General features: G+C 70.1%; 6 protein-coding genes and 1 pseudogene. 3 read left to right on the top strand and 4 right to left on the bottom strand.

The annotated features are described in order from the left end of the window. Positions 1-1,227, top strand: a 1,227-nt coding sequence (gcvPB, locus tag Q0M60_RS08260; RefSeq protein WP_296818159.1) for an aminomethyl-transferring glycine dehydrogenase subunit GcvPB, incomplete at its 5' end; no start/stop codon positions are given. Between the two features lie 68 nt (positions 1,228-1,295). Here gcvPB and Q0M60_RS08255 read toward each other — a convergent pair. After that, complete coding sequence (locus tag Q0M60_RS08255; protein WP_296818157.1) at positions 1,296-1,490, bottom strand: hypothetical protein; 195 nt, start codon at positions 1,488-1,490, stop codon at positions 1,296-1,298. Positions 1,491-1,550: 60 nt separating this feature from the next. Beyond that, positions 1,551-2,009 (bottom strand): hypothetical protein, encoded by a 459-nt coding sequence (locus tag Q0M60_RS08250; RefSeq protein WP_296818155.1) that lies wholly within the window; start codon positions 2,007-2,009, stop codon positions 1,551-1,553. A 453-nt stretch (positions 2,010-2,462) separates the two neighbouring features. Here Q0M60_RS08250 and Q0M60_RS08245 point away from each other — a divergent pair, with 453 nt between their 5' ends. Continuing rightward, positions 2,463-3,554, top strand: coding sequence for a cell wall hydrolase (locus tag Q0M60_RS08245; protein ID WP_296818154.1), 1,092 nt, complete (start codon positions 2,463-2,465; stop codon positions 3,552-3,554). Between the two features lie 5 nt (positions 3,555-3,559). On the opposite strand, the gene Q0M60_RS08240 is transcribed toward Q0M60_RS08245, so the two are convergent. Further along, on the bottom strand, positions 3,560-3,766 hold the full coding sequence (locus tag Q0M60_RS08240) for a hypothetical protein (RefSeq protein ID WP_296818152.1): 207 nt from the start codon (positions 3,764-3,766) through the stop codon (positions 3,560-3,562). 100 nt (positions 3,767-3,866) lie between these two features. Here Q0M60_RS08240 and Q0M60_RS08235 point away from each other — a divergent pair, with 100 nt between their 5' ends. Continuing rightward, positions 3,867-4,982 (top strand): acyltransferase, encoded by a 1,116-nt coding sequence (locus tag Q0M60_RS08235; RefSeq protein WP_296818150.1) that lies wholly within the window; start codon positions 3,867-3,869, stop codon positions 4,980-4,982. On the opposite strand, the pseudogene Q0M60_RS08230 reads toward Q0M60_RS08235, so the two are convergent. Beyond that, positions 4,979-5,339 (bottom strand): annotated as a pseudogene (locus Q0M60_RS08230) (nicotinate-nucleotide diphosphorylase (carboxylating)); the annotation flags it as partial. The gene Q0M60_RS08235 and the pseudogene Q0M60_RS08230 sit on opposite strands and share 4 nt — an antisense overlap.

The raw sequence follows: 5,339 nt of genomic DNA, 5'->3' as shown, positions 1-5,339 counted from the left end.
CGCCTGCCCGGCTTCTCGGACATCCACCCGCTGCAGCCGCAGTCGACGGTGCAGGGCGCGCTGGAGCTGATGGACCAGCTGGCCCACTGGTTGACCACCCTGACCGGCATGCCGGCGGTGGCGCTTTCGCCCAAGGCGGGCGCCCACGGCGAACTGTGCGGCCTCATGGCCATCCGCGCCGCCCACGAGGCCAAGGGCGAGCACGAGCAGCGCCGCAAGGTGCTGGTCCCCACCTCGGCCCACGGCACGAACCCCGCCACCGCCGCCTTCGTCGGCTATTCGGTGGTCGAGGTCGCCCAGACCGACGACGGACGGGTCGACGTGGCCGACCTGGCCTCCAAGCTCGGTCCGGACGTGGCGGCCATCATGGTCACCAACCCGAACACCTGCGGCCTGTTCGAGCGCGACATACTGGAGATCAGCCGCCTCACCCACGAGGCGGGCGCGTACTTCTACTGCGACGGCGCCAACTTCAACGCCATCGTCGGCCGGGTCCGCCCGGGCGACCTCGGCGTCGACGCCATGCACATCAACCTGCACAAGACCTTCTCGACGCCGCACGGTGGCGGCGGTCCCGGCGCCGGTCCGGTCGTGCTGTCCGAGGCGCTGGCGCCCTTCGCCCCGGCCCCCTGGGTCGTCTCGGACGGCGACGGCTTCAAGCTGGTCGAGTTCGCCGAAGGTGAGGCCGAGCAGGCCTTCGGGCGCCTGTGCGCCTTCCAGGGCCAGATGGGCATGTACGTCCGCGCCCTCAGCTACATGATGAGCCACGGCTCCGACGGCCTGCGTCAGGTCGCCGAGGACGCGGTCTTGAACGCCAATTACATCAAGGCCCGCCTGTCGGACCTGATGTCGGCGGCCTTCCCCGACGGCCCCTGCATGCACGAGGCCCTGTTCGACGACGAATGGCTGAAGGGCACCGAGGTCACCACGCTCGACTTCGCCAAGGCGATGATCGACGAGGGCTTCCACCCGATGACCATGTATTTCCCGCTGGTCGTCCACGGCGCCATGCTGATCGAGCCGACCGAGACGGAGTCCAAGGCCGAGCTCGACCGCTTCATCGAAGCCATGCGGGCCCTCGCCCAGGCCGCCAAGGCCGGCGACGTCGAACGTTTCAAGGGCGCGCCCTTCCATGCCCCGCTGCGCCGTCTCGACGAAACCCGCGCCGCCCGCTCGCCCAAGCTGCGCTGGTCGGCCCCGGCCGGCAGCAATCTGGCGGCGGAGTAGGGGTCAGCCCTCGAAAAGGGCCGCACGCGGGTTGCGGGCGGCCCTCGTCGGGGACCTCAGTGTCTGCCTTAGCTGCGGTCGTCGTCCGTGGCGTGACCGGCCGCCGCGCCCGCCGCGCCACCGACTGCAGCCCCCACCGGGCCAGCCACGACCGCGCCTGCGATGGCGCCGGTGGCCGCCTTCTGTTCGATGGTCGTGCCGCACGCCGCGACGACGGCCGCGACCGCCATCATGGCCGCGATCACTCCAGCTTCCTTGCGCATCAAAACCTCCGTTGAGCCCGGGTCGGAAACGGACCGGAGGCTTGGCGGTTCCGGACCGGCCTATGAGCGGACGGCGTCGTCGTAGGCCAGGCGCAGGGAGTTGCAGGTCGACCGCATGACCACGCGAGGCGTCAGCCGGCCGGGCTCGCCTCCGGCCGGATCGGCCGCCATATTGGCCTCCGCCAGCCGGCGCGCCCGCTCGATGTGAGGTTCCATGAGGTGCACGGCGGCGTTCTGGTCAATCTGGCGGTCAATCCGGAGCCTTGAGACCGCCAGCCGGAAGAGGTCGACCCCCGCGTCCAGGCTCTGGGTGGCGTCGGCTTCGCTCGCGGCCACGTTCGCCATGGCGCCGTAGAAGCCGGCGCACTCGGCCAGCAGGAGCCAGTAGGGCCGGCCGTTCGAGCCTTCCAGCAGGCTCGGCCCGTCGTCTCGGTGCCTGTAGGTCAGGTCGCTGGCGGCGGACGGCGCCGCGACGGCCGCGATGGCGGCGGCCAGGACCATGGCGGTGGTGCAACGCATCGATCTTCCCTCAAGAACGTCTGCAACGCCTCAGGATGGACCGACCTCCGTCGGCTGACAATCCGTGCTGCGGGTATGAGAGAATCAGCCGACCCTGGCTCAGGCCGGATCAGTAATCCACAGCTTCGTTCAGCGGACTCAAACCTGATTTCGCTGCGCTGCGAGATGAGCGATTACATCCCGCGCCAGTATTGATGCGACGACTGGCCTGCAAGTCTTTCAGTCCAGCTCAGCTGCTTCGGAACATGTCATCTACGGGCCGTTCATGTTGCGGCGCAGCACAATCTTGCGAATCGAACACATTGGAGCCATATTCCGATGGCTAATGCGCGCCTCGACGCGCGGTAGGAGAAGGTTCCTGACGCGCGTTTCTGCTTTCCGAGTTCGTCCTGCGTAGCCTGGATGGGAAAGCCATTGTCGGGGGGCCGGGAGGCCCTCGCCGCAGAGGACTAGGTGCCTGTGACACTTCCGAAGCGCCTCCGCGCGCCACGGATTCCCCGTGGGCTGCTCGACACCCTGAAGACCCGGATCACGCGCCAGAGCGCGTCCATCGCCGCCGCGACCTTTGGCGGCGTCGTGGGTCTGGCCATCGGCTTCGCTTATATCGGCGGCGCGGTGGCCCAGTCGGCGACCGTGCGCGGCCAGGCCACCCGGATCGCCGGCGCCTATGACTCCGGATTCACCGAGGAAGCGCTCGCCGCTGCGGTCGGCGGACTGGATAACAGCGCCCTCGTCGTCGCCCGCCGGCATGATCCCTACACCGTCGCCGGCGCCGCCCAGCGCGATCGCCAGGCGGCCATGCTCACCGCCATGCTGGAAGGCCGTCGTGGCGGGGCCCAGCTGATCCAGGCCAGCACCGGCCCGGTCGACCTGCGCGGAGCCCTGGACGTGCAGGGTGCGCCCGCCTTCCGCCTGAACGGCGCGCTCGAAGGCTCCCGCGACCTCGATTGCCTCACCCAGGCCGTCTATTACGAAGCCCGCGGCGAAGGCCAGTCCGGCATGCAGGCCGTGGCCCAGGTCATTCTCAATCGCGTGCGGAGCTCGGCCTTCCCGAATACCGTCTGCGGCGTGGTCTTTCAGGGCGCCGGCCGCCGGACCGGCTGCCAGTTCAGCTTCGCCTGCGACGGCTCCATGCGTGGTCGCCGCGAGGGCGCCGCATGGGAACGCTCCCGCCGGGTCGCGGCCCGCGCGCTCGACGGCTACGTCTACGCACCCGTCGGCAACGCCACCCACTTTCACACCACGGCGGTCAATCCGCGCTGGAGCGGCACGCTCGTCCGCGTGACCCAGGTGGGGCAGCACATCTTCTACCGCTTCGGCGGCCGTCGCGGCGGTTCCGGCACCTATACCTACACGCCCGAACGCGCGGTCCCGCGCGAGGTCGAGACGCTGCAGGCCAGCCTCGTTCCGACGGATGTCCTCCAGGACGCGGGCGAGCGCGTGGCGTCGGCCTTCAGCAGCGAGCCGACCGCGCCGGTGATCGTCGACGCTCCGACCGTCTCCGCGCCGGCCGAGATCGTTACCATGGCCCAGCCGGCGGCCTGATCGCCCTAGCGGTCCTGGACGCTGCGCTGCGGCGTCAGATTCTGGATCGTGTTCGCCTGCCGGCCCTGCTGGGACAGGTTGACGTCCGCATCGCCGGGCTGGCCTGACTGCAGTCCGGTCTTCAGGTCGCGGCGGTCCGCCTTGGCGTCGTCGGGCGTGTTCGCCGAGCCGAAGCTGCGCTGTTCCTTGGGGATGGGCGGAAGCTTGCTCATGTTCGCTCCTTTCTCCGCCTGACAACGAGCCTGGCGGCGCGCGGGTTGCAGAACACGGGTCAGGCGTCCCGACCCGGGACGCGCGACAGCAGCCCGGACCATGTCAGCCACGACCTTCACTGCGACCTCGATCCCAGCCACCCGTTCGGGCGCGCTCGACGCTCTGCGGTTCGTGGCCGCCACCTTTGTCGTCCTGTACCATTTCGGCTGGAACGCTCCGACGCCCCTGGCCGAGGTCTCCTCGGTGTTCGGGCGCGGCTGGCTGGCCACCGACTTCTTTCTGATCTTGTCCGGCTATGTGCTGGGCCGCGCCTATGGCGTAGCCCTGGATGAGGGACGCATGAACTGGAGCGGGTTCTTCGCGCGTCGCCTGGCGCGCGTCTGGCCCGCCCAACTGATCGTCCTCTTCGGACTGGCGGCCCTTGTCATCGCCGCCTCGGTCGTCGGCGTATCGCACGATCCAGCCCGGTTCGGCCTTGAGGACTTTTTCAGCCAGGCGGCGCTTATCCACGCCTGGGGCGTGACCCAGCACGCCGGGTGGAACGAACCGAGCTGGACCCTTTCCGCCCTGATCGTCTGCTATGCGGCCTTCCCCGCGATCTGGCTGGCCTGCCGTCCGCTGAATGGCCGGCCCGCGGCCCTGGTCGCGGGGCTGTCGGTCCTGATCGCGGGCGCCGCCTTCAGCCTGGGCGCGCTCGGACTGTCGCTCTACGACCTGCCCTTCCATCTGGGGCTGGCTCGAGCGGCGCCGCTGTTCGTGCTCGGCCTGTTCATGGCGCGGTTCATGAGCGGTCGGCGCCGGTCGCGGGCGTTCGCCGTCGCCTCTGGCCTGGCGGCGCTGGGCGCGCTGGTGACCCTGCAGGCCGCCGAGCGGACCGAACTGGTGTCCTTCGTCAGCATCCTGGCCGTCGCCGCGATCGTCCTAGCCGCGGACGGCCTGCGCCTCAGATCCGGGCGCCTGACCCGGGCGGCAGCTGACATGTCCTTCGCCCTGTTCATCAGTCAGGCGCTTGCCGGAGCGCTGTGGTTCGGGCTCGCGGACCTCACCGGTCAAGGGCACAGCTGGCTGGTATGGTCGCTGGGACTCGCCTTCACGCTCGGCTTCGCCGTGGCCTTCCACAGGCTCGTCGACGCCCCGCTCCAGCGCCGCCTGCGCGCCCTCCTCGACCGGCCGACCCGACCGGACCGGGACCTGGAGGCCAGCCCCGCCGGCTAGAGCGCGTCCAGGCCGACGTCCAGCGCCGGAGCTGAGTGGGTCAGGCCGCCGACGGAGATCACATCCACCCCCGTCTCGGCGATGGCGCGCACGCTCTGCAGGGTCACGCCGCCGGACGCCTCCAGCACGGCGCGGCCGGCCGTGATCTCGACGGCCCGGCGCATGTCGTCGAGGCTGAAGTTGTCGAGCATGACGACGTCCGGCCCCTCCGCCAGGGCCGCCTCGAGCTGATGCAGCCCGTCGACCTCGACCTCGACCTTCACCAGATGCCCGGCCGAGGCGCGGGCGCGCCGCACCGCCTCTCCCACGCCGCCGCAGAGCGCCACGTGGTTGTCCTTGATCAGGATGGCGTCATCC

The organism is Brevundimonas sp. (genome assembly GCF_024711105.1).
In the GTDB taxonomy this organism is placed as follows: domain Bacteria; phylum Pseudomonadota; class Alphaproteobacteria; order Caulobacterales; family Caulobacteraceae; genus Brevundimonas.
Note: the sequence above shows the minus strand (reverse complement) of the source record. Positions and strands in the feature narration are given on the sequence as shown.